Here is a 24,775-nt window from a genome sequence, read left to right on the forward strand (position 1 = left end):
TGAAACCTGATCTAGCGTTCTCACAGCTACATTTTACCCACAATGCCTCTCGCGACTGTTGGAGATCTGATTTTGGACGCTGCACCTGCCCCTCCGGTTACACTCGTCATCTTCGGTGCCACTGGCGACCTCACGCGCCGCCTCCTGATACCGTCATTGGTCAATCTCACACGCAGTGGACTGGTGGGTGACGATCTGCACATCCTCGGCGTAGGGATCGAGCCTGGCGACGAAACCATGCTTGTAGAACGGCTCGAAGCTTTTCTGGCGGGGCTTGGCGGGGCAGAAGCTGTTTCTGGCGATCAGGCTTGGCTTCGCTTGAAACAGCGTATTTCCTACATTAGCGGCGATTTCACGAAGGATGAGGTGTTCCTGGAAATCTCCAACCGTCTTGCCTTAACCACGGTTGGCAATGCCGCTTTCTATCTGGCCGTTCCACCACAATTCTTCGGAACGATTGTCGAGAAACTTGGGAAACACGGACTTGTAACGGAAAACGACGCTGCATTCAGGCGGATAGCGATCGAGAAACCTTTCGGAACCGATCTGGCCTCTGCACGCGCGCTGAATGCGCAAATCCTGAACACGGTGTCCGAGAAACAAGTGTACCGGCTGGATCACTTCCTTGGCAAAGAGACCGTCCAGAACATCATGACGGCGAGATTTGCCAATATGATGATCGAGGCTCTCTGGAACAGTAACTACATCGACCACGTACAGATAACGGCCGCAGAAGTGGTCGATGTCGGTTCGCGGGGCAAGTTCTATGATGCGACCGGCGCTTTGCGCGACATGATCCCCAACCATCTCTTCCAGCTTCTGGCCATGGTGGCCATGGAACCGCCAAACAGTTTCCACGCAGAGGCTATCCGCAATGAAAAAAGCAAGCTGCTGGAAGCGCTGCGGATTTACACGCCTCAGGAAGCGCAAACCCACTCGGCGCGAGGTGCATACACCGTCGGAACCATGAATGGCGCGACGATTCCAGCCTACAGGGAAACCAAGGACATCGCGCCTGAATCCAATACCGAAACCTTTGTGGCTCTGAAGCTTTACGCGGATACCTGGCGCTGGGCGGGCGTTCCGTTTTATCTTCGGACAGGCAAGGCAATGGCAGCCCGCGATACGGAGATCGTGGTTACCTTCAAACGGGTGCCATTTGCCCAGTTTCGTGAAACGGACGTATCGCGAAAGCTTCCTCCCAACCGCCTCGTCATTCAGGTTCAACCGGATGAAGGGCTCAGCATGGAGTTGTCGATCAAGTCACCGGGCCAGTCGGTCGATACCGTGCCTGTGTCGCTGGATTTTCGCTACGCAGACCAGTTCGACATCAGCAAGACCACCGGCTACGAGTCTTTATTGTACGAGCTGTTTGTCGGTGACCAGACGCTCTTTCAACGCGCCGATGGCATCGAGGCCGGATGGGCCGTTGTTCAGCCTTTCCTTGATCTTTGGGCGAAGGGCGGATCACCTGAAGACTATGAGCCGGGGAGCGACGGACCCAAATCTGCGCAGGACCTGATTGAGCGAGATGGGCGCACTTGGCGTCCGTTGGGGGAGACGCTCCGGCACAACGAACGGTGACGTCACGCAAACCCATCATCCAACAAAAAAGCCGCTACGAGAGCGGCTTTTCAAGACATCAAAATTTGGTTTTAGAACTGGCGTCTGAAACCGGCAACAACAGCGTGGCTGCTGAAATCCGTGCTGGATGCTGAACCATCGCGCGCCGTGAAGTTGAAGTCATCAGCTGCGGTGTAGCGATATCCGATGTCGAACGTCGTGTTGCTGAACAGCGTGCTGTCTCTGAAGAACGAGATCGTGTTGAGATCGATACCAACGCCTGCATCGAGATGGTAGGCAAATTTGGTGTCGTCATCATCCATGACTACGCCTGCAACACCTTGCTTATGCAGTTCGAGGTTCATCGCGCCGATACCACCACCGAAGTAAGGCGTGAACGCCGTGTTCGTGGGAATATCGAGGTAAGCGTTCACAAAACCTTGGATCGTGCGCGCGTCGCCGAACGAATCTGATCCGAAGTTTACACCGCCACTGCTGATCTCATTGACATCGGCTGTACCGTAACCAATTTCAAGTTCAAGGCGTGGAGAAACGAAGCCATATGAACCGAAGCTGTAGCCGGCGCGCAGGCCGCTATACATACCGAGATCATAATCCGTATCGAACGACGCTCCGCCGGAGGAGAAGCTTGTATTGTCCGGGAACGTCAGGCTGCTGATAGAGCCGAGATAAAAACCGCCTGGATTGGCAACGACGGCAGGCTCAGTTTGAGCAACCATGTCAGCAGCAGTTGCGGAGGATGCGAGGAGAGCTAGCAAGCCTGCCAACTTAACGACCTTTTGCATTTGGTAGACCTTTCGAAAGAATCGGCCCCCGCCGCCATTTGATTTAGCCAGTTGTCGGGTCTTCCGTCCAAAATATCGTAAGGAATTCGCCTTGGTGATCCAACGTTGCGTGAGTGCGTTGCGTATTAGCAACGGTGAAACAACCCCAAGCCCCAATCTCTTGCCACATGGGACCCGTCTAAAACGCGACCAAATTCAACATCGGTTTTGGTCAGCACATTCATATATTTGCGGTGCGCAAGCTCATCTGGCAGGTCGATAGCAACTGTATGGAGGCCACCGTCGACATCAGCGCGCATCGACAGACGTGGTGCTACAACGATAAGGGCATCGTCGACTGCGACCCGCGCATAGGCCACGATGCATTCTGCACCATTACCTATAACTTTCAGAGGCAAATAACGCCCTGCGCCAAACAGCTCGGGTGCTGCACGGCGTATATCGAGAGCGTTTGCGATAAGGCGCTGCTTCAGTTTTGCAGTCTCGTCTTTCTTGTCGCCAATTGCTGCAAGTTGCGCGTCAAGCGCTTCGAAAGCCGGTTCACGTCTGTTATCGGGGTCAACCAGACTGAGGTCGATGCCTTCGCTTCCCTGGTAGATGTCCGGCACCCCAGGAGCTGTGAGTTTGATGAGGGTTTGAGCGAGACTGTTTGATGATCCGGCTTTGATGAAGGGGACGAGCGTTCGGGCGAAGTCTTTCAGGAAGGTTTGGTTTTCCGATGAGAGCAGCTTGCGAGCGTAGCCAATGACGGCGTCTTCATAGACGTCGTTGCTATCGCCCCAATTTGTGCGCAGCTTGGCTTCGCGCAGCGCCTTTTCGACATAGGCGGCAAATCGGTCTTCGAGAGACTGCAAACCTCGCCGATCCGTCGTTTCCAGTTCGCGGGGCCAGGCACCAGCCAAGGCTTGATAGAGCATCCATTCGACGGCGGGCTCCGGGGCGGAGCCGTCGTCCAGCATCTGTTTGAAACCGGCATTCATGGACTGCCAGCGCTTAACGGCATCTGCCCAGAGTTCCGGTGCTTCGGTTATGGCGTAGAGCCGAGCACGCGCGTCCTCACCTCTCTTGGTATCGTGAGTTGAAGTGGCGGACAGAGCATCTGGCTGCTGCGCAAGTCGCTCCGCCATTTCGGCATGAAACCGTTCGACCGAATACGGGTGAGGGAGAGGTTCTGCGCCGACTTCGTTGAGGGCGAGTGCCATGTTGTGTCTGTAGAAGAGCGTGTCTTCTACAGACTTTGCCATGAGTGGGCCGGTAAGTTGTTGAAAGCGAGTTCTGAATTCCTGAGCGGTTTGGCCTTCGCCGCTGCGCAAAATGCGCTGCAAGCTGCTTAGGGCATCCGCATCCGGCGCGTTGGGGCCGGCGCTGATTGTGTTGACGACCTTGGCCAGCACCGCATCGCTTTGCGGCGGCAAGCCATCTTTAGTGCCATAGGTTCGGTAAACTGGAAACGACACGACAAGCTCGCGTAATGCAGTCCGTATTTTCTCTTCGTCGGGATGTGGCTTCCCCGTCTCCTCACCCAGAATTTTCATTGCCAGAGCGAGAAGCGTAGCAAACTCGCCTGCGAAGTTCTTGTCCGCCATCAGCAGTTTTGCTTCGCGCAATTGCGACGGCATATCAACGGGCTGGCCGGTGGTGGCTTCATAGGCTGCTTGCAATCGGGCGAGCTTGTCATGGTCCACGAAAAGATTGCTGAGGGAGGCAATGAATTCGTAACCGGTGGTTCCGGAGACAGGCCAATCGGCGGGCAATGACTCGCCTGCGCCAAGGATTTTTTCAACGGTAATATAGCAGTATGGCCCGGTTTCGCGACGCAGGCGCTCCAGATATTCCTTGGGGTTTGCCAGGCCATCGACATGATCGACGCGCAATCCATCCACAGCGCCATTGCGAACCAGCTCCAGCGTAAGGCCGTGAGTATCTTCAAAAATTTCGGGATCTTCGACCTTCACGCCAGCCAGACCGGTGACCTCGAAAAAACGCCGATAGGAGAGATCGTGGCTGGCATCACGCCAGCATGTGAGGCGGTAAGGCTGTCGACTATGGATATCTGCGATACACTTTTTGTCAGTCGTTTCGAGCAAATCCGCTTCTTGGTCAGCATAGGAGCAAGGGTTGAGCGGATAGTGGGCGTCATGGTAACAGAGCGAAGGTTTGCCAGTAGCCGGATCTGCCTTGATCTGGATTTCGTCTGCTTCAAGTGCGACTTCGAAATCGGTACCGAGGAAAGGCAGCGTCAGGCGGCGGGACCAATCAATATCGAAATGGTGGGCGTATCGGCTTTCCGCGCCGTGTTCGATCACATCCTTCCACCAGGAATTTTCCAGCGACGCCGCCATGTGGTTCGGCACGATATCCAGAATGAGCCCGAGCCGCTCCGCCTTCAAAGCCTGCACCAACCTGTCGAAACCTTCGCGACCACCAATAGCAGGGTCGATTTCGTTGGCATTGGTAATATCGTATCCGTGTGTCGAACCGGTCGTCGCCGTGAATATCGGCGATGCGTAGAGATGGCTGATCCCGAGCTTTTTGAGATAGGGGATTATCGCGGCGGCGCGATCGAAGTTCATGCCATTGCGGAATTGAATGCGGTAGGTCGCTGTCGGGATGGTCATTCGCGGCTCCAATGGGAGAGGAGCCGAAACCGGATGAGCGCCATCTGGTTCCACCGTCTTTGACGAAAGATGTCTGTTTACATCAAACGCGATCTTTTTCGGCCGTGCTGACCAAAAAGGCCGCTGCCGCATTTGCCTTGTGGAGAGCATCGATCATTGCTTTGCCGGACGCGAGTTCCGCTGCGAGAACGCCGATGAATTCATCTCCAGCACCGTGGGTGCTTTGAACCTCTACTTTTATCGCCGCAATCACAGTTTCATCGCCATTTCGACTTGCATAGGCGACGCCGGCTCCACCAGCGGTGACGACGACCTCTGGATAGGATTGCGCAAGGATTTTGGCAGCGGTCAAAGCGCCATCCAGCGTTTCCACAACGGGTGTATCTGCCAGCATTTCCGCTTCGATGGCGTTGACGACAAGAATGTCTATCAGCGGCTGGAGCCCCTGTGAAAGAACTCGCGCAGGGGCCGCATTGATCAAGACGCGGCCACCGGCAAGTTTTACGGCTTTTGCGCCGACAACGTTGGCGGCATCCGGGATTTCGTTTTGCAGGACAAGAAGCGTCGTTTTCGACAGCACGTCATGGGCAGCGGTGACATCGGCTTCCCCCAGTGTCAGATTGCTGCCTGACACGATGACAGCACCATAGTCTCCTCCGCCATCAAAGATGGCAACGCTCATGCCTGTGGATTGGGTGGCATCACGCCGGACAAAGGTATGATCGACGCCTTTACGTTCAAGATTTGCAAGCAAGAACCGCCCGAAATCATCATCGGCTACAGCACCGATCATCGACGTGGAAATGCCGGTGCGGGCCGACGACACCGCCTGATTGCCGCCCTTGCCGCCGCTCTTGGGATGCCACGACGTGCCTGTCACTGTCTCACCCTTGCGTGGGCGTGAAGGTCCCATGACCGCAATATCATAATGAAGGCTGCCGAAAACGGTGACGAGCGGCGATGATGTCATGAAAGTCTATCTTTCCGTTTGGATTTGACGGCGGACATGGTGCGATCAAGGTTTCGTTCGGCGGATTCGTAGTCGCGTTGCGCCACCGCCATGAAGACCGCATCGAGAATATTCAGTTGTGCGATGCGTGCGGCGGCGTTCTCACCCATCAGCGGAGAGCCTTGCGCGGTGGAACAGAGGACGACGTCGGCCGCCTGCGCGAGGGCTGACGAATTGTAGTTGGTCACCGCAATCGTCTGCGCGCCATTGCGCTTGGCGAGTTGCAGCGCTTCGATGATGGCAGTGGTGTTGCCGGAATGAGAAAAACCGATGGCGATATCCCCCTCTGTCAACAGCGCCGCAGACATCAGCATCATGTGCACATCATCGAATACGGATGCGCGCACGCCGATGCGCAGGAACTTGTGCGAGACGTCCCGGGCGATCTGCGCCGAGCCGCCGACGCCGTAGAAATCCCGGTGCTTTGCGCTGTGGATGAGGTCCGCCGCCTTGTCGAAGGCGACCATATCCAGAATGGAAAGCGTTTCTTCCAAGGCATTGATCGAGGTGCGGAAAACCTTCTGGACGATTTCCCGAGAGGTGTCTTCGACCGAGAGTTCCTGGTGCATTTCGGCAGTCGGCTGACGGTTATACTGGCTGACGGCGGTGCGGAAATCTCGGTAGCCGGAAAAACCGAGCTTCTTGGTGATTTTCACCACCATAGCTTCTGATACCCCTGCATCGTCGGCGATCTGTTTCAGCGACGTTTCATCGCTGAAATCACGCATGGCGAATACGGTATCGACGACCTTTGCTTCGAGCGGCGTCAGCAACGGCATCATCATGCGAATGCGCGGGCCGACGGCCTTTGTGTCGAAGCTTTCGGAATTCATTCTCTTCCCCTTGTCGCGCGATCAATCATCATTGCGACGAGGATTATAAGGCCAGTGGCGAGCAGTTGATAGAAGGCCTGAACATTCATCAACGTCAAACCGTTGCGCATTGCACCCAAGATGATGGCGCCCAGTATCGTGCCGAGAATGCTTCCCTTGCCGCCCATCAAAGACGCGCCGCCAATGGCCGCTGCCGCGATGGCATCAAGCTCCCAAAGATTGCCAAGGATGGGTTCAGCGGCACCAAGGCGACCGATGAGGATGAGCGAGGCCAGTGCGGCCAGTCCACCGGAAATCACATAGGCCGTGATCTTGGTGCGGGCGATTGGAACGCCAGCGACATAAGCGGCTTCTTCATTGCCACCGACAGCCATCAAATATTCGCCAATCGGCGTCTTCTTCAGGAGTGTCCAAGCCGCGATGGCGACGACAGCGACGATCAGCACAGGCGTTGGAATACCGAGGAGATTGCCGTTGAATAGAGACCTGAAACCGGGGGGAATGCCGAGAACGGGATTGCCGCCAGTATAGATGAGCGCGATGGCGCGGTAGGTGCTGAGCGTTCCCAATGTAACGATGAAGGGTTGCAAGCCGACATAGGCGACGAGCGCGCCATTGATGAAACCGCAGAGGACGCCCACGCCGAGGCCCGCCAGGATTGCCAGCGGGATCGGCGTGCCGGCCACGAGCAGGCTGGCGGTGACGACCGCAGAGATGGCAGCCGTTGGGCCAACCGACAAATCAATACCGCCGGAAATGATGACGAGCGTCATGCCAAGCGCCAGACACGCATTGATGCTGGACTGCTGCAGTATATTGACGAGGTTTCTCTCGGAAATGAAGCCCGGAACGAGTGCGGCAAACACCGCCATGATGACGATGAGACCGATCAACGTTCCCGCATCACGCAACGAAAACGAGAAACGGCGGAAGGCGGGGGCGGATTTGGCGGGTGCATGGGAAGTTGTGGTCATGAATTGTCCTGTCGGTTCACACGGGTCGCGCAATGCGCGCGTCGTCCGCGTCGGCATTCGCCCCTGGAATGGCATGCGCGACAATCGCGCTTTCGCTCAGTTGATCACGCGGAATGTCTGCCGCAATCCGCCCTTCCCGCATGACCAGCACGCGGTCGGAAAGGCGAATGACTTCCGGCAGCTCGGAGGATACGACGATAATGGAATGGCCCTCGCGGGCGAGGTCTTCGATCAGATGATAGATTTCCGACTTGGCACCGACATCGATGCCGCGTGTCGGCTCATCGAACAGCAGGATTTGCGACTTGGCCGCCAGCCAGCGCGCAATAATTGCCTTCTGCTGGTTGCCGCCGCTGAATAGCCGGATCGGACGATCCAGCTGGAAAGGCCGGAGATTGACGCGCTTCAACAAATCCTGCGCGGTGGCGCGTAGCTTGGAATTGTTGATCATACCGCCGGATGAGAAACTGCCGAGGGAGGCCAAAGCCATGTTGGTGGCGACAGGGCGCAGGGGGATGATGCCCTCGCGCTTTCGCTCTTCCGGCACCAGCCCGATCCCGGCGGCAATCGCATCACGCGGATTGGCGAAGCTTTGCTCCTTGCCGTCGATACTGATCGATCCTGCGCTCAAGCGATCGGCACCCGCCAGCAGGCGCAACAGTTCTGTGCGCCCGGAGCCCACCAGCCCGGCAATGCCGAGGACTTCGCCCTTGTGCAGGGTAAAGGACACATCGCGGATTCGCGTGGCCGACGACAGATTTCGGGCTTCGAGCTTGACGGTATCGGTGACGAAGGAATTATGCTCTTCCTGCATCAATTCGCGACCGACCATCTTGGCGATTACGTCTTTCTCCGAAACCTTGGCAAGGTCCACGATATCAACGAGCTTGCCATCGCGCATGATGCTGGAGCGTTGGCAAATACGGAATACCTCATCCATCTTGTGCGACACGTAGATGATCGAAACGCCGCTTGCCGACAGGCCGGCGATGACTTCGGCCAAACGGTCAAACTCGCTGGGCGTCAGGCTCGATGTCGGCTCGTCCATGGCGATGACCTTCGCCTTGTCGAGAAGTGCGCGACCGATCTCGACGATCTGGCGTTGCGCGACCTTGAGCGACGATATCGGCGCTGATGGATCGATGGTCTTGTCGATCATCGACAGCGCTTCGGCAGCGCGGGCTTCCTGCTCGCGGCGGGATACGAACATACCGCCCATATGCGTCAAGGAATGGCCAAGAAACATGTTCTGAGCAACACTGAGGTGTGGCACCTGCTGAAGTTCCTGATGGATCATCGCGATACCGGCAGCACGGGCATCCATCGGCTTCTTGAAGGCGACAGGCATGCCATCAACAAATACGGTGCCGGATGTCGGGCGAAACACGCCGGACAGGATGCGCAGAAGCGTGGACTTGCCAGCGCCGTTTTCGCCGAGGAGTCCGTGGATTTCACCGGGGGCCACGTCGAAGGAGACATCCGTCAGCGCGTTGACGCCGGGAAAGCTCTTGGAAATCGTTTCGAATCTCAGTCGTGGCGTCATCGTTCCACCTCTCAGGCTGATGGGGATGCCGGCGAAACCGGCCTCCCCTGAGCACTCATTACTTGGCCGTCTTGGCATCTTCCATCAGCACGGCGCGCAGATCGACGCCCTCGCCCTGATAGCGGCTGAGATTGTCAGCAGTGATCAGCGCCTGCGGGGTGGCGACCACGCGCGGCAATTTCTGACCGGCAACAAGGCGCAACGCGGTTTCGAGTGCGACTTCGCCCGTCAGAACCGGGAAGCTGTCCACGGTTCCGGTGAGTTCGCCAGCCTTGATGGACGCGTAGGCATCGGAAATGCCATCCGTGCCGAAAACCGCGACCTTGCCTGCAAGACCGGCAGCCTTGACCGCTTCGACAATACCGAGCGCCATGCCGTCATTGTTGGCGTAAAAGCCGATTAGATCAGGGTGCTGGTTGAGAATGTTGGTGGCGGCATCATAAGACGTCTGGCGATCCCAGTTACCGGGAACGCTGGCGACGACCTGGAACTTGCCGCCTTCGCTGATGGTCGACTTGAAGCCATCGGTACGCTGCACGGCGGCATAAACGCCAGCCTGGCCTTCAACGATGGCCACCTTGCCGCCTTCAGGGCGGTTTTGGATGAACCACTTGGCAACACGCACGCCGTTGTCGCGCTGGACGTTACCAACATAGTGTTCCGCCTGCGGAATGACCGCGTCGTTGACGTTGACGACAGGAATATTGGCGGCCTTGGCTTGTTCGATCACCGGCTGCAGATTGGCATCCGTCTGCGGCGATACCAGCAAGACATTGAAACCCTGCGTGATCATTCCTTCTGCAATCGTCAACTGGCCCAACTGGTCACCCTCGCTCTGGGCGGCCTGGTAAGCAACGGGAACGTTGACCTTCTTGCCGAAAGCCTCATATCCGAGACCGAGCGAGCGCCAGTATTCGTTGGTCAGCGTCTTGGAAACCGCGCCAGCTTTCGTACCTTCAGGCAGTTTCGGGAATGGGCCGAGCTTGGCTTCAAGCTGCGACCAGTCCATGCGGTCTTTTTCCGTGTCGGAATTAAGCGGCGCAAGTTCCTGCGCAAAAGCGGCGCTGAACAGGAAGCTGGCGGCAAGCCCGGCAGCCATCGTGGTTTTCAAAAAGGTCTTCATCGGTTTCCTCCCGGATGGTGTTGTTTTCGGCAAACCTTCGGCATGCCTTTGGTAAAAGGTTCAGATTTCGAGAATGTCAGCGGTCTTGCTTCAGCCGAGCATAAGCTCCTGAATGACGGCTTGGGCGGAAACGGCATCCTGCCGCTCCACGGCACCGGACAGGCGATTGTCCTGCTCGATGCGATCCACGATTTTCAACATCCGCTTGACGGTCTGGATATTGACCTCGCATTCGTGAACGGGGTCTAGGCCAGTCATATCCGGGAACGTGTCGAAGTAGATGGCGCCATCGTAGCCGTCTTTACGGATCTGACGCAGAAGCTCGATGGTTTGCTGCGTGTGGACAGCACCGACCATCAGGCCATCATCACGCTTGGCATAACCATCGTTCAAATGAACACCGAGGACGCGGCTGTAACGGGCGATCAGGGCCGCTGCAAAAGCGGGCTGCTCGTCGGCATAAAGCACATGCGCGAAGTCCAGCGTGACGCCGAGATTGGGCATATCGACGTCTTTGATTGCCAGAAGTGTCGTCGCACAATCGGGCATCAGGCTGTAGGAGCGAGGCTCGTTTGGCTTGTATTCGATGCTGACAAGGCAATCGGGATCATGCGCACACACTTCACGAATACCATCAATTTCGTGTTGCCACAGAGTGTGGTAATCAGCCTGGAAGGCATAATCGAAACCATCCTGGCCAAGCCACAGGGTCATCAGATTGCTGCCAGCGGCACGCGCGGCATCAATGCCCTTTTTCGTCAAGTCGATCGCTTCGCGTCTGACAGCAGCATCCGGGTTGGTAAAGGCACCAATCTTAAAGGCAGGATTGGTGTAGTAGCGCATGGCAAAACCGTTAATTGCCAAGCCCAAATCTCCGATCTGACGCGCGAGAAGTGCAGGATCTTCGGCTACATGGTCAGGGTAGTTAAGGTCGAGATCAGTCAGACCCTGCACCTTTGCAGCGCGCTTTGCCATCTGCAGCATTGTCGGCTTGCCGGATAGGTCAGGCCACTCGGCAGCCGGCTTCGAGGCGAAGGAATTCAGTCGGGTGGCGAATTTCAATTGGGTCACAGATCTAGCTCACTTCCGTCGTTGTGAACGTAACTTCACAAATTAATTTTATTTTGTAAAGCTATATATGTTGTGCGACGCATCAAATCGGTGTTTTTTCGAGTCCGCTGCACAACACAGAGGCATGCGGAGAAGGGCCGCCGAGGTTCCAGCAGCTATTGATGACAAGATGTGAAATGAGCCTCGAGTCTTGCCGTCAGAACAGACGACAATCCCATGGCGTCAGCGCGCCATGACGGCCTCTATTTCGGCAAGCATCGGCATTGCAGGCGCTGTACCACGTCGTGTCACGGCGATACCGGCTGTCGCACAGCCAAACCGCGCGGCTTGGCACGGCCCGGTTCCTCGTGACAATGCTGCTGCAAAGCCACCCACGAAAGCATCGCCAGCGCCCGTCGTGTCCAAGGTAGGACCGCATGAGAAAGCAGGCAAATGAACGGACTGCCCTCGCGCATGAAACAACACACCGCGACCACCTAGCGTGATGATTGCGACGCCGACACCGCGAGACAGGAACTCATCACCGGCGCGCTGGGCATCGTCAATGGTATCTATGGGAAAGCCGACCAGGGCTGCGGCCTCCGTCTCGTTCGGAATGATAAAGTCGCAGAGGCGATAGATTTCCGCCGGAAAGGGCTCGGCTGGCGCGGGGTTGAATATCGTTTTGACACCGGCGTTGCGGGCGATTTGAAGCGCGTGCTGTGCCGCCTGCGCGGGCTGCTCCAACTGAGTCACGAACACCGCCGATTTCTCGATGGTCTCCCGCGCCGCCTCGACATCGCTGACATCGATCGTGCCTGCGGCCCCCGCATAGACGATGATGGCATTATCGCCCGTGCTGTCATTGACGTATATGAAGGCTGCGCCTGTCGGCTGATCATCCATGATCGTCAGATTGGTCGTTACACCAGCCTGCTCATATGTTTTCAGCGCGAGGTCACCGAATGTGTCACGACCAATCTTGGAGATGAAGGAAACCTCGGCACCAGCGCGCGCAGCAGCGACCGCCTGATTGGAACCCTTGCCTCCTGGCCCAACGGAAAAGCCGCTTCCGGTAATCGTCTCGCCGACGGCTGGCATGCGCGGAGCAAGATAGGCGGTATCGGCAACGAAAATTCCGAGAATGGAAACTCCAGACTTCATGGTAAACCTCAAACTTTTCAACCAGGCAAAATGCTGGCGTTCAACGCTGTATCGAGCATTGTCTTCTCATTAACGTCGTTTATTTGACCGCCCCGGCCGTCAGACCCTTCACGATGTAACGTTCAAGGAAGATGCCGACCAGCACCAGCGGCATGATGGCTGCGGTTGCGATGGCCGCCATGGACCACCAGTTGATGCCTTGCGAGCCTGTCTGGCTTGCTACCATCACCGGCAATGTCTTCGCATTCGAACTCGTAAGGAGTGCTGCGAAGAAATACTCGTTCCAGCATAGAATCACCGAGAGGATGAAGGCCGCGACCATACCTGGGAGCGCGATGGGCAGAACGATACGCATGAATGCACCCCAGATCGAGCAACCATCAACCAGCGCCGCCTGCTCCAGTTCCACGGGAATAGTGTCGAACTGGTCACGCATGATCCAGATGACGATGGGAAGCACCATCAGCGTATAAACGAGGATGAGGCCGACCAGAGTATCGAGCAACATGAGGTGCTTGTAGAGTACTAGAAATGGCATGGCCAAAACGACGGGTGGCAGGATAAGCTGCGACAGAAAGAAGAAGGAGATATCCTTGTTCTTCATCCAGAGGAATTTATAGGAGAAGCGGCTAAGGCCGTAAGCTGCAAGAGAGCCGATGACAACGGCGAGGAACGAAGCGCCGGCAGAAGCGACGATGCTGTTGAAAAAACGCCGGACGAACTCGTCACGGACAGTCGATTGAACAAAAATCGTATCCGGCGATAGCCCCAGCGAGCGCCAACCCTTCCAGTCCGGTGTGAAGTCAACGAAGGGAATAAGATGTCCCTGGGTGACGTTGACAGCCGTCTTGAAGGACGTCGTGATCGTCCAGTAAATCGGAAACAGCGAGACAAAGGCCCAGAATACCAGCGCCGCATAGATCAGCAGGCTTTTGGTCAGAAACTGCGGACGGCGGGACCACAAGCTTGGCTGCGTGGTGGATATCTCAACATGTGTTGCCATTGGGTCCAGCCTCAATTGTCGCGTTGCATCCATCGGCTCGCCCCTTTGAGGATGAGCGCGACGAAAATGATGATGATGACGAGATAAAACTCCGCCAGCATGGTGCCGTAACCGACATTCGAGCGGTCCCGGTATTCGCGGAAGATGAAGCTGGACACCGTGTCCGTCGCGCCCCCTGGCCCGCCAGCGGTAACGTTGATCACGATATCGGCGAGTTTCAGCTGAAAGATGATGCGCAGGATGATGACGGTGATGCTGACAGGCAGCATGAGCGGAAAAGTGATTTCCTTGAAGCTCTGCCAGCCCGAAGCACCATCCACTTTCGCGGCTTCCTTGATTTCGGAAGGCAAAGCCTGAAGGCCTGCAAGCAGCAGGATCATCATGAAGGGAATGGACACCCAGGCATCCATCGCAATGATCGATGAACGGGCAAGCCATGGTGTCGAGAAGAATGCCGGATTGTCCCAGCCGAGATAACGCGCAAGCGTAGCCGCCGGGCCGAAGCGATACTCCATCAACGACTTGCCGATCATCCAGCTCACGGCCACCGGGCTGAGCATCAGCGGTAACAGGAAGGCGACGCGGAAGAATTTGCGCGCCTTGATCTCAGCGTTGAGAAGCAATGCCAGCCCGAAGGCAATGGCGTATTGCACCAGCACCGACAGAACGTAATAGACCATGTTCAGCAATGCGTTCCAGAAATAACGATCTGCAAAGAGGGTGCGCAGATTATCCAGACCGTTGAAACGACGACCGGCAGCGGCGCTGAGGTTCCAGTCAGTAAAGGCGATATAGAGGCCAAATACCGTGGGAAACACGACCATGGCGACGGTGAAGAGAACGGCGGGGAGCACGAAGGCCGCGCGCTGGCCCGCTTCCCCTCGGATCATCACCTGTGCGGCGCATAGCGCCACAGCCCATATGACATAGGCAAACAGCAGCGGCCGCCAACTGATGAAACCAAACGCGGTAAAGCCCGCCGCATCCGATATCTGGAGAGCAAGGACAACAAACATAAGAACGGTCGCGGCCAACAGCAAAAGCTTGCCGCGCTTGGCGGCGCTCCGTTGAACGGTGGTCTGTTCGACGGGCTGCAAAGTTGGCGTGATCGTATGCGACATGGGCAACCTCGAGGCTGGAAAGCCGTATTCAAACGGTCGTTGCTCAGGCGGTACAATGCTGGACCGCCTGAGACTATCGGTTTAGGCATCAAGCTCCGAGTGAAGCCTTGTAAAGCGCGATCTGCTTTTCGCGACCAAGCTGGTCGGTGACCTTTTCCCAGGCTGCGGCGATAGCATCTGCCCCTTCCTGCGCACTGGCCTGTCCGGCAAACACCTTGGCCAGTTCATCTTCCGCCACACTGTAATACTGGAAGATACCCGGTATGCGTGGCTCGATGGCGGCATTGGGGTGGTTGTAGGAGTTGGACTGGGAAGCGAGATAGCTCGAGATAAACGCCTCGTCATACCCGGCCGTTACCCATTCCTTGATATCGAACTGGCTTTTGCGATAGCACTGGAAGCCGGATGGATAGGCAGCAGTCCACAACGCCAAATCCTTGCCGCCGAGATGGGCTGCAGCACTCCAGGCCGCTTTCTTCTTTTTCTCGTCGCTGTCGACACGGGCCATGACATAAACACCCCAACCGAGATAGGCCATGTTGGGCGCAAAGTTGGGGCCGCTGGCAAGTTTGTCCCATGTGCCGGTCTTGGAATTGTAGACATCGTCAGAGCCAGGCAAAATATCAAAGCCGATGCTGTCGCCGATAACAGAGGTATCGCTGGTGCGTGCAGCTGCACCGACATCACCCCACCACGACACCATCGATCCGGTGCCAGCCAGAAATTGCTGGAAAGCTGCCGTGCCGGGATCGGCGTTCAGCTGGTCGCCCGCTTCAGATGGCAGCGCGTCGATCACATCCTGAATGGCACGAACCCAGGCTGGGTTGTTGATTCGTGGCTTCATGGTGTCGGTATCGAACAACCAGGCCTTGTCGTCGGGGTGCTTGGCATAAGCCGTTGCGCGGCTGCCGAGGAAGTAGAACCCGAAACCACCCCATGCCTTTGGCGAATCGAGATAGCCGATGGCATCGGTGCCACCAATTTTCTTACCCTTGAGGAACTTAGTGACTTCCTGCACCTTCTGCCAAGTTCTCGGCACGGCCCAATCGCCTTCATGGCCTTCGTCCTTCCAGGCCTTCGCCAAATCGGCATCGGTGAAGTAATCGGTACGATAGTTGAAGTTGTGGCAATCGCCATCGACGGACACACGGTAGGTCTTGCCATCCCAGGTACCGACGGGCGCTTTCAGGTAATCGACGTAATCGTCCATATCGATCTGGGTCTTGACCCAATCCGGCATTTCCGATGCCAGCCCCTTGCCGCAAACATCGCCTTCGAATGGCGCGCCCATTTCGAGAAGGTCGAAATCGACTGTGCCGGTGGCGATTGCCTGCTGGAGGCGCGGATTGTAGTCGGCCTGCGCCAGATCGATCCAGGTGATCTTGGCGCCGGTGTAGTCTTCCCAAGGCTTGAGGAAGCCGCGGAACAGGACGTTGTGGAGGTTCTGGTTGTTTAGGCCCATGAAGGAAAGTTCGACACCAGCAAACTCGCCCTGCTTCACGCTCTTCTTGGTGGCCTCAAGGCACATCTCACCGACTTTTTGCCAGTCGGCATCCGTTGGTGAGCCCTTGCCCACACCCGGCACCTGCAAAATCTGGGTACGCAAGGATGCATCCTGAGCGAAGGCCGATCCAATCGGGCCGAGCATGCTACCGGACGCAGCCACTGCACCGAGGCTCGCGCCGGTTTTCAAAATGGCGCGGCGGCTCAGCCCAATCGCCATCATTCTTTCGAAATCACTGACTTTCATGTGGTTCTCCTCCCGTTATTGATACGCCACTTTTGTGGTTGCTGACGCTATCTCCTCAAAGCGTCAGGTAGAATTCATTCCAGCCGCTGCCCGCTTTCGCCATCGAACAGATGGACCAATTCGGCATTCGGCGTCATTGCAATGGTGCCACCCGAGGGTTCTTCCACCCGGTCACGAAACACGCCGATGATCTTCTGCTGCCCGAGTTTCGCAAAGACCTGTGTTTCCGAGCCGGTCGATTCCACGACAGTGACTTGCGCGTTGACGGGACCGCCGAGCGCGAAATGCTCTGGCCTGATGCCGTAAAATGCGGATTGACCATCGGAACCAGCAGGTGCGCGGACAAGCGGCAGACGGATGCCCTCATCGGTTTCGAAATAAGGCTCTCCGCCGCTACGGATATGACCCTTGATGAGGTTCATGGATGGAGATCCGATGAAACCGGCAACGAATGTGTTGGCGGGCTTATCGTAGAGCGTCAGAGGCGAGCCAATCTGCTCGACCCGTCCATCGCGCAACACAACGATACGGTCCGCCATGGTCATGGCTTCGACCTGATCATGCGTTACGTAAATCATGGTCGTGGCCAGCCGCCGCTGCAATTCCTTGATTTCCGCGCGCATCTGTACACGCAGCTTGGCATCGAGATTGGAGAGCGGTTCATCGAACAGGAAGACCTTGGGATCACGCACGATGGCGCGTCCCATCGCCACGCGCTGGCGCTGGCCGCCCGAGAGCTGGCGAGGGTAGCGGGCAAGATAGGGAACGAGATCGAGAATTTCGGCGGCTTTGCGGACCCGGGCATCGATATCGGCTTTCGTCTCGCCCCGCATTTTGAGCGCGAAACCCATATTTTCCGCCACCGTCTTATGCGGATAAAGGGCATAGCTCTGGAAGACCATCGCTATATCACGGTCCTTCGGTGGCAGGTCGTTGACCACCTTGCCGTCGATCTGGATATCACCAAAAGTAATCGGTTCGAGACCCGCGACCATGCGCAGCAGCGTCGATTTTCCGCAGCCCGACGGGCCGACCAGAACGACGAATTCGCCGTCGGGTATCTCAACGGAAACGCCATGGATAACCGTCAGGCTGCCATAGGCTTTTCCGACATTGACGATATTCATCGATGCCAAAAGTTCTTCTCCTCCCAGAGCGTCGCATACTCCTCGCGACACGGACATCACCCCCGTTTATGCGGCGGATACAACAACTTGCTGCACCCGCCGCCATGTCGTTATCCCGGGAGGATATCGTCCGATACCCGAACTTCACACAATTATATCTTATTGTAAATTACATCTTCCCGAGTTTGTTAAATATTTTGGACCCTCGCTCTCCCATCTCGGAATAATCGCGATTTTACGAATAAAAACAGTTGAAATAGAGCGGCGGCCATCTAAGATGTGGCCTCTCTGTTGCGCAAGGATCCACTACATTACAAAAAGTTCACAATTCGTGAAGAAAAATTGGGAAGGCATGTGAGATGCTTAAAGGAATAGATCCGGCCTTAAATGCAGAGCTTCTTTATGCCCTTATGTTGATGGGCCATGGCGATCAATTGGTCTTGTGCGACATCAACCATCCCGCCCAGACCATTGCCAAACAAACGACATACGGTCGCCTGATCGATGTTTCCGGCTGCGGGCTTACGCGTGCAGCGGAAGCGATACTGACGCTTTTTCCGCTAGACACATTCGTCGATGCACCGGTTAAACGCATGCAGGTGGTCGGCGACCCCGAAGGTCAGGTTCCGATTTTTGCGGCTATGCAAGCCGTGGTCGATCGTTCCGAAGGCCGCGCGGTACTGATAGAGCCGCTGGAACGGTTTGCGTTTTACGAGGCCGCCAAGAAGTCCTTCGCAATCGTCAGAACATCAGACCCCGGGCCGTATGGGTGCTTCATTTTCAGCAAAGGCGTTTGCTAGGAAAAACAAAGCAAAACCCGGCAAAAAGATTACCGGGTTAAAAGATATCGCTTTTAGTATTCTGTTGAAGGTCAGATGGCTGCAACGGTAGACATGGTGTCGCCCATGTGGTTGGCGAGAAAATGCTTGGCCCGGTTAACACGGCTCTTGACGGTTCCAACCGAGATTTTGCATTCACTTGCAGCATCGTCATAAGCTTTGCCATCCTCGATAACGAGATGAAAGACGTGACGATAAACGGTCGGCATTGCTTTCAACGCACGATCATATTCGATCTTGCGCACGGCCCACTCCTGTGGAAATGGCGCTGCGGGAATGCGATGCTCCATGTTGTCAGTCCCAACCGTCGTGCGCTTGCTTTTCTGGTAGGCGGTGTGATGCGCATTGCGCATGATCGTAAACATCCAGGATTTTAGACTGGTACCGGGCGTAAAGGAGTGCATCGCTTTGAGAGCCTTGAGCAGCGTTTCCTGAACAAGGTCATCCACATCGGTCTGCGTGCGATGAAAACGCCATGCGAACTTTTGAAGTGCTGGGATAAGAGCGACAATTTCCTGCTGAATCTTTAAGTCTGAGGACATGCTTGATCTCCTTGCTAGAGGTAGATCAAGTCGTAGAAACCGTCATCGTTCCGATAAAAGGCACAACAGTACGCTAGCGTACGATCTGTCTAATATACTTGCATCCACGGTGATTTAGAGTAAGTGCCGCCAAGAGAATGGGGTATTTTTGGTATGGAAAATCCTTGGATTACAAAGGTAATAAGCAGGTTGCTCTTTATTTTTCTCGCAGACCCTTTTCCTCATCCCATTCTCACGGCCGTCCGGAATGGAACGGTTCCGACGATATCACCGTTTTCGGTGGTAATCTCAAAGATTTCTCCGTCGATAACCTCGCCCTGTGCCAAACGTTCAGCCAGAATTTCACGGGCAGCATGAAAGGCCTCATCACATGCCGCTTCGAGTGTTTCGAACTCCGCGCCTTCTGGATCTCTTGCCAGTTTTCCATGGGTACGGACGTGAAAGTAATAGCGCATCTCAAATCTCCGATTTCACTTCGAACCATCGGCACTTGCTAAAGTTTCATCGAATTCTGACATGCCGCGGAAATGAGAGGTCGCTTTGAACTCTGCTTTGCCGCCGCATCATGCCTTACCGACATCAAGAAAGGGTGCCCCATTGACCTGGACCAATAATGGTTTGCTTAAAACTCTGTCCGCAGAAGACATCGATCTTGTGCGACCCCATCTCGAACCTGTTGCTTTGGAGCAGGAAGCGTCGTTGTTCGAAAGCTACGAGCCAATCAAGCATGTCTACTTTTTCGAGAGTGGGCTTTCCTCAGAGGTCGTCGTAGCCAGCAAATCAATCGAGGTGGGGTGTATAGGTAACGACGGCTGTTCTGGCGTGCCTGTATTACTGGGTGTAGACTCCAGCCCTCACAAGGCGTTCATGCAGGCTGGAGGTAAAGCACTCAGGATCGCTTCGCCTGACCTTGTCGGGCTCATGGATGACAGTCGCACGCTTCGCGAGCTTCTTCTGCGATACGCACATGTGTTCATGATCCAGATCGCAGCGACGGCGCTGGCAGACGGGCGATACGGCGTGGAGCAGCGGCTCGCCCGCTGGCTTCTGATGTGCCAGGACCGTCTCGGTGACGAACTTCCCCTGACACATGATTTTCTGGCTGTTATGCTGGGTGTAAGACGGCCGAGCGTCACAGATGCCCTGCATAAGCTGGAGGGTAATCTGGCCATTAAGGCAGAACGTGCGCTGATTACCGTCAGAGACCGCAGGATTCTCGAGGAAACAGCCGGGGATTCTTACGGAATACCGGAAGCGGAATATCGACGCTTGATCTCGCATCGCTAACGGGGGGCTCTGGCCTGACCGCATTCTGCGATCGGGTCACGTGCGTTTTCAATATCCGGTCATTTCCAGATAGCCAACGCCGGTGGTGCTTCCTGTGAAGGAGATCGGCCCCTCCCAATAGGATGTGGAGGTCGCCATCCATGCCTGATCATTCAGCGCATTGGTGGTGATATCCAGCCCCTTGCTGGGAATTCGAACTCGCCAGGTTACAGGTATGTCTTTGCCATCGACCTTTGCTTGTCGCAACGGCTCAAGAGAGACGTCATCTCCAGAGAGCGGCGTCGTTTTTCCGTCGTTCGATATCCAGTTTGCCGAGATATAGCCTCCGCCGCTGTCTCGGAGGCGAAAAGCCATTAGCTTTTCTCCAGAGGCAAGATGCAGTGAAAACCAGTCCCAGCCCGTCTGATCTGACGCGAGCGGCTGCGAAGACCATTCCCTATCAAGCCAGGCTTTACCGCTGACCTTGACCGGTGCCCCGCCCATGGTGACCGTTCCGCTCACCTTATAAAACGGCTGGGAATAGTAATAACTCGCCTGCCCCGCCAATGATTTCACCGAATATCCACGATCACCCTGCAAGACCAGCGGCCCGCTAGCGGATAGATTCAACTGATAGCCGAAGTCCTGGCCGCTAGCGCCCAGCTCGACATTATCCAGTTGGTCTCCTCTATCGGGTGGCAAGGACGTCATGCGCCAATCATCGACCCATGCTTCGAAAGGGCTGGCGGTAACGCCAGCCTGCCCCACCCCGCCTCTAGCCAGCCGTTCCGCTACGTAATGATGCTGTGCAGTTGTGATCGCCGCATGTCCCAGCCATATCTGTCGGCTGGACCAGCCGCTTTCTTCACCCGGCGCAAGCGCCGAACGAAACAGGGTCCATTGAGCACCCAAAGGGGTGCCATCCTCCGTTTGAAGATTTGCAGTGACGTACCACCACTCAATCCTGAAATCGGAGTGCGGTCCATGGTCCCGGGGAAAGGACAGCATCGTGCCGCGTTTGGGTATCTGAAACCCTTCGGCATCCGACCCCAGACCTGCAAATCCCTGAGCCCGAACGCCGCCGGGAAGACAGATCAGCATCGATAACAGAGCGAGAGAAGCGAAGTGCCTAGCGTTCATTGGCAAATACCCGAAGCAAGTCGGAGGGATTGATCGTCGCCAGCCTGATGACAGGCAGCAAAACGGAAAGTGTCGCCGCGACCAGCGCTATTGCGCCAAGTCTCAACCAGTCACTAGGGAAGATCATCATCGGCAATCTCCAACCGAAGGCCTCAACATTGACGATGACAAGCAACACCCAGGCGAGCGCAAGCCCGACTGGAACGGCAAAGACGAAGGTCAGGAACCAGAGAGCGAGCGTTCTCAAAATCTCCATCAAAGCAAGATTTCTGCGACGTATACCCATGGCCCACACGGGGGCAAGCTGCGGCAGCCTGATACCGGAAAGGGTCAAAAGGCTGGCGAACATTGCAAAGCCTGCCACAGCAAGGGTGAGCACATTCAGGGCGGCAGTGACGGTGAAAGTCTGCTCGAACACGGCGCGTGATTGTTGCTTGATGGAAGCCTGATCCACGACATTGCTTGCCGGAATAGCCAGTTCTTCCACGATCTGACGTTTGAGCTCTGGTGCTCGCCGTGGGTCCACGCGCACTCCATATCTAAGTTTAGGAATGTCGGGATAATGACGGAGAAGGGCATCCGCGCCAACCATCACCTGTCCTTTTGGATTTCCATAATCGGAGTAAACGCCTGATACGGTAACCATCCATCCATCGGGCAATGTGATGTTCTGGCCGAGTTGGACGCCTTTTTCGCGCCATAGCTGCTCGTTGATCAAAGCACCTCGCCCCTGCGCGACCATATCCCAGGTGTCGGGCGACCGTTCTATGAGTGGCCAATGATCCCGGTAGGTCGAATGATCGGCCACACCTGTGATCTGCAGTTCGTTTCCCAGGATATTACCCTGCGTACTCCAGATTGGCAGCACGGCATCAGCGTGGGAGGGCAACCATTGCCGGAGCCGGGCAGCTTCCGTCTCGTCACGCGCGGTGACGTAGAGTTCCGCAACCAGGCGCTGATCGAGCCAACCAACGAAGGTGGTGCGGAAACTCGACACCATCGTGCCGACCCCGACATTGGCCGATAACGCCAGAAGAAGGGCCATGAGCGCGAGCGACAGCCCGGGCAATTGCAGCCGCGTATCCGCCCAGAACCATTCCGTCATGGCGCCTCCCGCCCGCCGCTCAGCGAGACGCAGAATTGTGGACAGGACGGCTGGAAGCAGAAGGGCAAAACCGAGCAGAAGAGTGCCCAACACGATGAAGCCGGACACCAGACCAGTACCTGCCAGAGCCAGAGCAACGGACATAATCAACAGCGCGGCCCCGGCAAGAGACTGAACCTTCAATCCTGTTTTCGATGCCAGTGCCCAGGCCTGGGGTTGAGCGCCAGCCAGAATGGGCATCTGACGTACCCGCCAGAGGCTCTGCGCCGAAGATATTGCTGTTCCCGCCAACGCCATACTCATTCCGGCCAGCCACCATTGTGGCCTGAGAGACAGGCTGCCTGTGACCTCTGCGCCGTAAAGCCCACGGAGCGTCGCCGCAACACCCGGCAGCAGCATCGATGCCATGACGTAGCCGAGGACCACGCCGATGACGCCGGAGATGAAAGCAAGAGCCATGATTTCAACGACCAACATTATCGTCAGCGCCCGCAGTGAAACACCTAGACAGCGCACAGTGCGGAATGTGGCTCGGCGCTGCTCGAACGAAAGGCCCGTTGCAGAGTAGACGATGAACAGGCCGACGATAAATGCGAGGAAACCGAAGGCCGTCAGATTAAGGTGGAAACTGTCCGTGAGCCGCGCCATATCTGGCCGTTCTGTGGTTACCAACTGGAGTTCAGGCGCAATCGTTTCCAGCGATGACAGGCCTTGCCTTTGTGTGGACGCTATCACAAGTCTGCTGAGAACTCCGTTTTTCTCCAGCAATCGATCCGCAACACCGATATCTGCAAATGCAGCACCATCCGGAATATCATCTGAAATTTTCAATCGTATTCCGTCCACACCGGCCAGACGAGTCGCTGTGGCTGGTGAGACGACAAGCAGATTCGTCCCGCCGATAAAATCCACCAGCTCGGACGAACCTGAAATCGTCACCACTCGGCCTTCACTGGGCATGGACAGGAGATCAATCCCGACAAGCCTGATGCGGACCGAACCGAAACGGTGATCGCCCTCAATCACCGGTGAAACATTCCACCCGGCGCGTCGCAGTCTGGCGAAGCTCGCCAGCGGTATTCCATCACCATTTTTCGCGACGAGTTGTGAAAGGCCGCTTTGTTCCAGAATGGCAGCGGAGCGCGCATAACTTGCCCGCGCTTCGGCATTGATAGCCTGAACGCCGGACCACAAGGCAGTCGCCAGAGCGATGCCAAGGACCAATGTTACAAGCTGAAGCGGGCGATATCGCCAGTAGGAAATCAGGACGAGAAAAGTCGCCCTGTTCATGCGACGATTTTTCCGTTGCGCAAAAGGACCTTACGATCCAGCTTATCCGCGAGCCGCATGGAATGCGTGACCAGCAGAAGTGCGCAGCCCGCAGTTCGGCTTAGCGACAACATCAGATCAAGCACAGCATCACCCGTGGACTCATCCAGATTACCGGTAGGCTCATCTGCCAATACGAGCGGCGGCGTTGCTGCCAGCGTCCGAGCGATGGCAACACGTTGCTGCTGCCCGCCTGACAACTGCTCGGGATATCTGTGCGTCAGTGCGTCGAGACCAAGTTGCCCGATCAACTCTCTTTGCCAGGCAGCATCGAACCGACCAGCGAGTTTTGCGTGAAATGCAACATTGGCTGCCACATCCAGTGAGGGAATAAGGTTGAATTGCTGAAAAATTAATCCCACCTCGGTGCGCCGATATTCCGCGCGCCCGAGCTCATCCAGAGCGGTGATATCGCGGTCGTTCATCAGAATGCGACCACGGTCCGGCCTGTCGAGACCACCTGCGAGATGGAGAAGCGTGCTTTTTCCGCTACCCGACTCGCCCGTCAAAGCAACACTCTGGCCACTCGTTACAGACAGGTCGATGTCCTTCAAGACTTCGACCTGTCCCTCCGGTGTAGTGTAAGACTTGGCTATGTTGGAAAGGGATATCAGCATCAGGTCCAGTTTCGCACTCTACACATCGATCGGCAAGCTGTGACTGATGCCACCGGATGCGCGGACAATTGTATGAAACGCTCCGGTAAAACCCATAAAATTCCTGGAACGCTATTCTGCTAATGTATCATCAACCACGTCTGTTTGGGGCCGATCACCACCGCGTACGTGCTGCGTTAGCCATTGGCCGTCCGCCAGTTGAAAGGAGATATCAAGTTCTTCCCCACCAATCTGCTGACGACGCGCCGCATCC

21 protein-coding genes are annotated in these 24,775 nt (G+C 56.2%); 3 read left to right on the top strand and 18 right to left on the bottom strand.

The annotated features are described in order from the left end of the window. The first annotated feature begins 72 nt into the window (after nucleotides 1-72). Complete coding sequence (zwf, locus tag ATO67_RS07720; protein ID WP_067646420.1) at nucleotides 73-1,584, top strand: glucose-6-phosphate dehydrogenase; 1,512 nt, start codon at nucleotides 73-75, stop codon at nucleotides 1,582-1,584. Between the two features lie 71 nt (nucleotides 1,585-1,655). Here the strand turns inward: zwf and ATO67_RS07725 are convergent, their stop codons facing one another. The 13 genes from ATO67_RS07725 to ATO67_RS07785 all read right to left on the bottom strand — a co-directional run bounded on the left by ATO67_RS07725 (nucleotide 1,656) and on the right by ATO67_RS07785 (nucleotide 17,693). Next, complete coding sequence (locus ATO67_RS07725; protein WP_067646423.1) at nucleotides 1,656-2,369, bottom strand: outer membrane protein; 714 nt, start codon at nucleotides 2,367-2,369, stop codon at nucleotides 1,656-1,658. Nucleotides 2,370-2,494: 125 nt separating this feature from the next. Then, nucleotides 2,495-4,987 (bottom strand): malto-oligosyltrehalose synthase, encoded by a 2,493-nt coding sequence (treY, locus tag ATO67_RS07730; protein WP_082760198.1) that lies wholly within the window; start codon nucleotides 4,985-4,987, stop codon nucleotides 2,495-2,497. 82 nt (nucleotides 4,988-5,069) lie between these two features. Next, nucleotides 5,070-5,957: a ribokinase gene (locus tag ATO67_RS07735; RefSeq protein ID WP_067646426.1), complete on the bottom strand. Its 888-nt coding sequence runs from the start codon at nucleotides 5,955-5,957 to the stop codon at nucleotides 5,070-5,072. Beyond that, nucleotides 5,954-6,829, bottom strand: a complete 876-nt coding sequence (locus ATO67_RS07740) for a MurR/RpiR family transcriptional regulator (RefSeq protein ID WP_067646429.1) — start codon at nucleotides 6,827-6,829, stop codon at nucleotides 5,954-5,956. Before ATO67_RS07740 ends, ATO67_RS07735 begins: the two co-directional genes overlap by 4 nt. Continuing rightward, complete coding sequence (locus tag ATO67_RS07745) at nucleotides 6,826-7,803, bottom strand: ABC transporter permease (protein ID WP_067646431.1); 978 nt, start codon at nucleotides 7,801-7,803, stop codon at nucleotides 6,826-6,828. Before ATO67_RS07745 ends, ATO67_RS07740 begins: the two co-directional genes overlap by 4 nt. 16 nt (nucleotides 7,804-7,819) lie before the next feature. Continuing rightward, a complete protein-coding gene (locus ATO67_RS07750; protein WP_067646434.1) occupies nucleotides 7,820-9,346 on the bottom strand; it encodes a sugar ABC transporter ATP-binding protein in 1,527 nt (508 codons plus the stop codon). A 58-nt stretch (nucleotides 9,347-9,404) separates the two neighbouring features. Further along, complete coding sequence (locus ATO67_RS07755) at nucleotides 9,405-10,469, bottom strand: sugar ABC transporter substrate-binding protein (protein WP_067646437.1); 1,065 nt, start codon at nucleotides 10,467-10,469, stop codon at nucleotides 9,405-9,407. A 90-nt stretch (nucleotides 10,470-10,559) separates the two neighbouring features. Continuing rightward, a complete protein-coding gene (locus ATO67_RS07760; RefSeq protein ID WP_067646440.1) occupies nucleotides 10,560-11,531 on the bottom strand; it encodes a sugar phosphate isomerase/epimerase family protein in 972 nt (323 codons plus the stop codon). Between the two features lie 231 nt (nucleotides 11,532-11,762). Beyond that, nucleotides 11,763-12,683, bottom strand: a complete 921-nt coding sequence (gene rbsK, locus ATO67_RS07765) for a ribokinase (RefSeq protein ID WP_067646443.1) — start codon at nucleotides 12,681-12,683, stop codon at nucleotides 11,763-11,765. Nucleotides 12,684-12,762: 79 nt separating this feature from the next. Next, on the bottom strand, nucleotides 12,763-13,686 hold the full coding sequence (locus ATO67_RS07770) for a carbohydrate ABC transporter permease (protein WP_067646447.1): 924 nt from the start codon (nucleotides 13,684-13,686) through the stop codon (nucleotides 12,763-12,765). 11 nt (nucleotides 13,687-13,697) lie between these two features. Further along, a complete protein-coding gene (locus tag ATO67_RS07775) occupies nucleotides 13,698-14,807 on the bottom strand; it encodes a carbohydrate ABC transporter permease (protein ID WP_067646450.1) in 1,110 nt (369 codons plus the stop codon). Between the two features lie 88 nt (nucleotides 14,808-14,895). Next, nucleotides 14,896-16,557 (bottom strand): type 2 periplasmic-binding domain-containing protein, encoded by a 1,662-nt coding sequence (locus ATO67_RS07780; RefSeq protein ID WP_067646453.1) that lies wholly within the window; start codon nucleotides 16,555-16,557, stop codon nucleotides 14,896-14,898. Between the two features lie 74 nt (nucleotides 16,558-16,631). After that, the gene (locus ATO67_RS07785) at nucleotides 16,632-17,693 is read right to left on the bottom strand and encodes an ABC transporter ATP-binding protein (protein WP_067646456.1); all 1,062 of its coding nucleotides are present in this window, start codon (nucleotides 17,691-17,693) and stop codon (nucleotides 16,632-16,634) included. A 350-nt stretch (nucleotides 17,694-18,043) separates the two neighbouring features. Between ATO67_RS07785 and ATO67_RS07790 the strand changes: the two genes are divergently transcribed. Continuing rightward, nucleotides 18,044-18,484 carry an RbsD/FucU family protein gene (locus ATO67_RS07790; protein ID WP_067646461.1) on the top strand — a complete coding sequence of 147 codons (441 nt, stop codon included), beginning with the start codon at nucleotides 18,044-18,046 and terminating at the stop codon, nucleotides 18,482-18,484. 71 nt (nucleotides 18,485-18,555) lie between these two features. Here the strand turns inward: ATO67_RS07790 and ATO67_RS07795 are convergent, their stop codons facing one another. Then, nucleotides 18,556-19,065 carry an RNA polymerase sigma factor gene (locus ATO67_RS07795; protein WP_067646466.1) on the bottom strand — a complete coding sequence of 170 codons (510 nt, stop codon included), beginning with the start codon at nucleotides 19,063-19,065 and terminating at the stop codon, nucleotides 18,556-18,558. A gap of 221 nt (nucleotides 19,066-19,286) precedes the next feature. Next, the gene (locus tag ATO67_RS07800; protein ID WP_067646469.1) at nucleotides 19,287-19,520 is read right to left on the bottom strand and encodes a DUF6894 family protein; all 234 of its coding nucleotides are present in this window, start codon (nucleotides 19,518-19,520) and stop codon (nucleotides 19,287-19,289) included. A gap of 142 nt (nucleotides 19,521-19,662) precedes the next feature. Here ATO67_RS07800 and ATO67_RS07805 point away from each other — a divergent pair, with 142 nt between their 5' ends. Continuing rightward, nucleotides 19,663-20,352 (top strand): Crp/Fnr family transcriptional regulator, encoded by a 690-nt coding sequence (locus ATO67_RS07805; protein ID WP_082760210.1) that lies wholly within the window; start codon nucleotides 19,663-19,665, stop codon nucleotides 20,350-20,352. Nucleotides 20,353-20,400: 48 nt separating this feature from the next. Here the strand turns inward: ATO67_RS07805 and ATO67_RS07810 are convergent, their stop codons facing one another. Genes ATO67_RS07810 through ATO67_RS07820 form a run of 3 tightly spaced genes read right to left on the bottom strand, consistent with a single transcriptional unit; the run spans nucleotide 20,401 to nucleotide 24,522 of the window. Further along, on the bottom strand, nucleotides 20,401-21,471 hold the full coding sequence (locus tag ATO67_RS07810; protein ID WP_067646472.1) for a lipocalin-like domain-containing protein: 1,071 nt from the start codon (nucleotides 21,469-21,471) through the stop codon (nucleotides 20,401-20,403). Further along, a complete protein-coding gene (locus tag ATO67_RS07815) occupies nucleotides 21,461-23,866 on the bottom strand; it encodes an ABC transporter permease (protein WP_067646476.1) in 2,406 nt (801 codons plus the stop codon). The genes ATO67_RS07810 and ATO67_RS07815 overlap by 11 nt, the downstream gene beginning before the upstream one ends. Further along, nucleotides 23,863-24,522, bottom strand: a complete 660-nt coding sequence (locus ATO67_RS07820; protein ID WP_067646480.1) for an ABC transporter ATP-binding protein — start codon at nucleotides 24,520-24,522, stop codon at nucleotides 23,863-23,865. Before ATO67_RS07820 ends, ATO67_RS07815 begins: the two co-directional genes overlap by 4 nt. Nucleotides 24,523-24,775: the final 253 nt, after the last annotated feature.

It is taken from the genome of Agrobacterium bohemicum (genome assembly GCF_001562555.1).
Taxonomy (GTDB): Bacteria; Pseudomonadota; Alphaproteobacteria; order Rhizobiales; family Rhizobiaceae; genus Agrobacterium; species Agrobacterium bohemicum.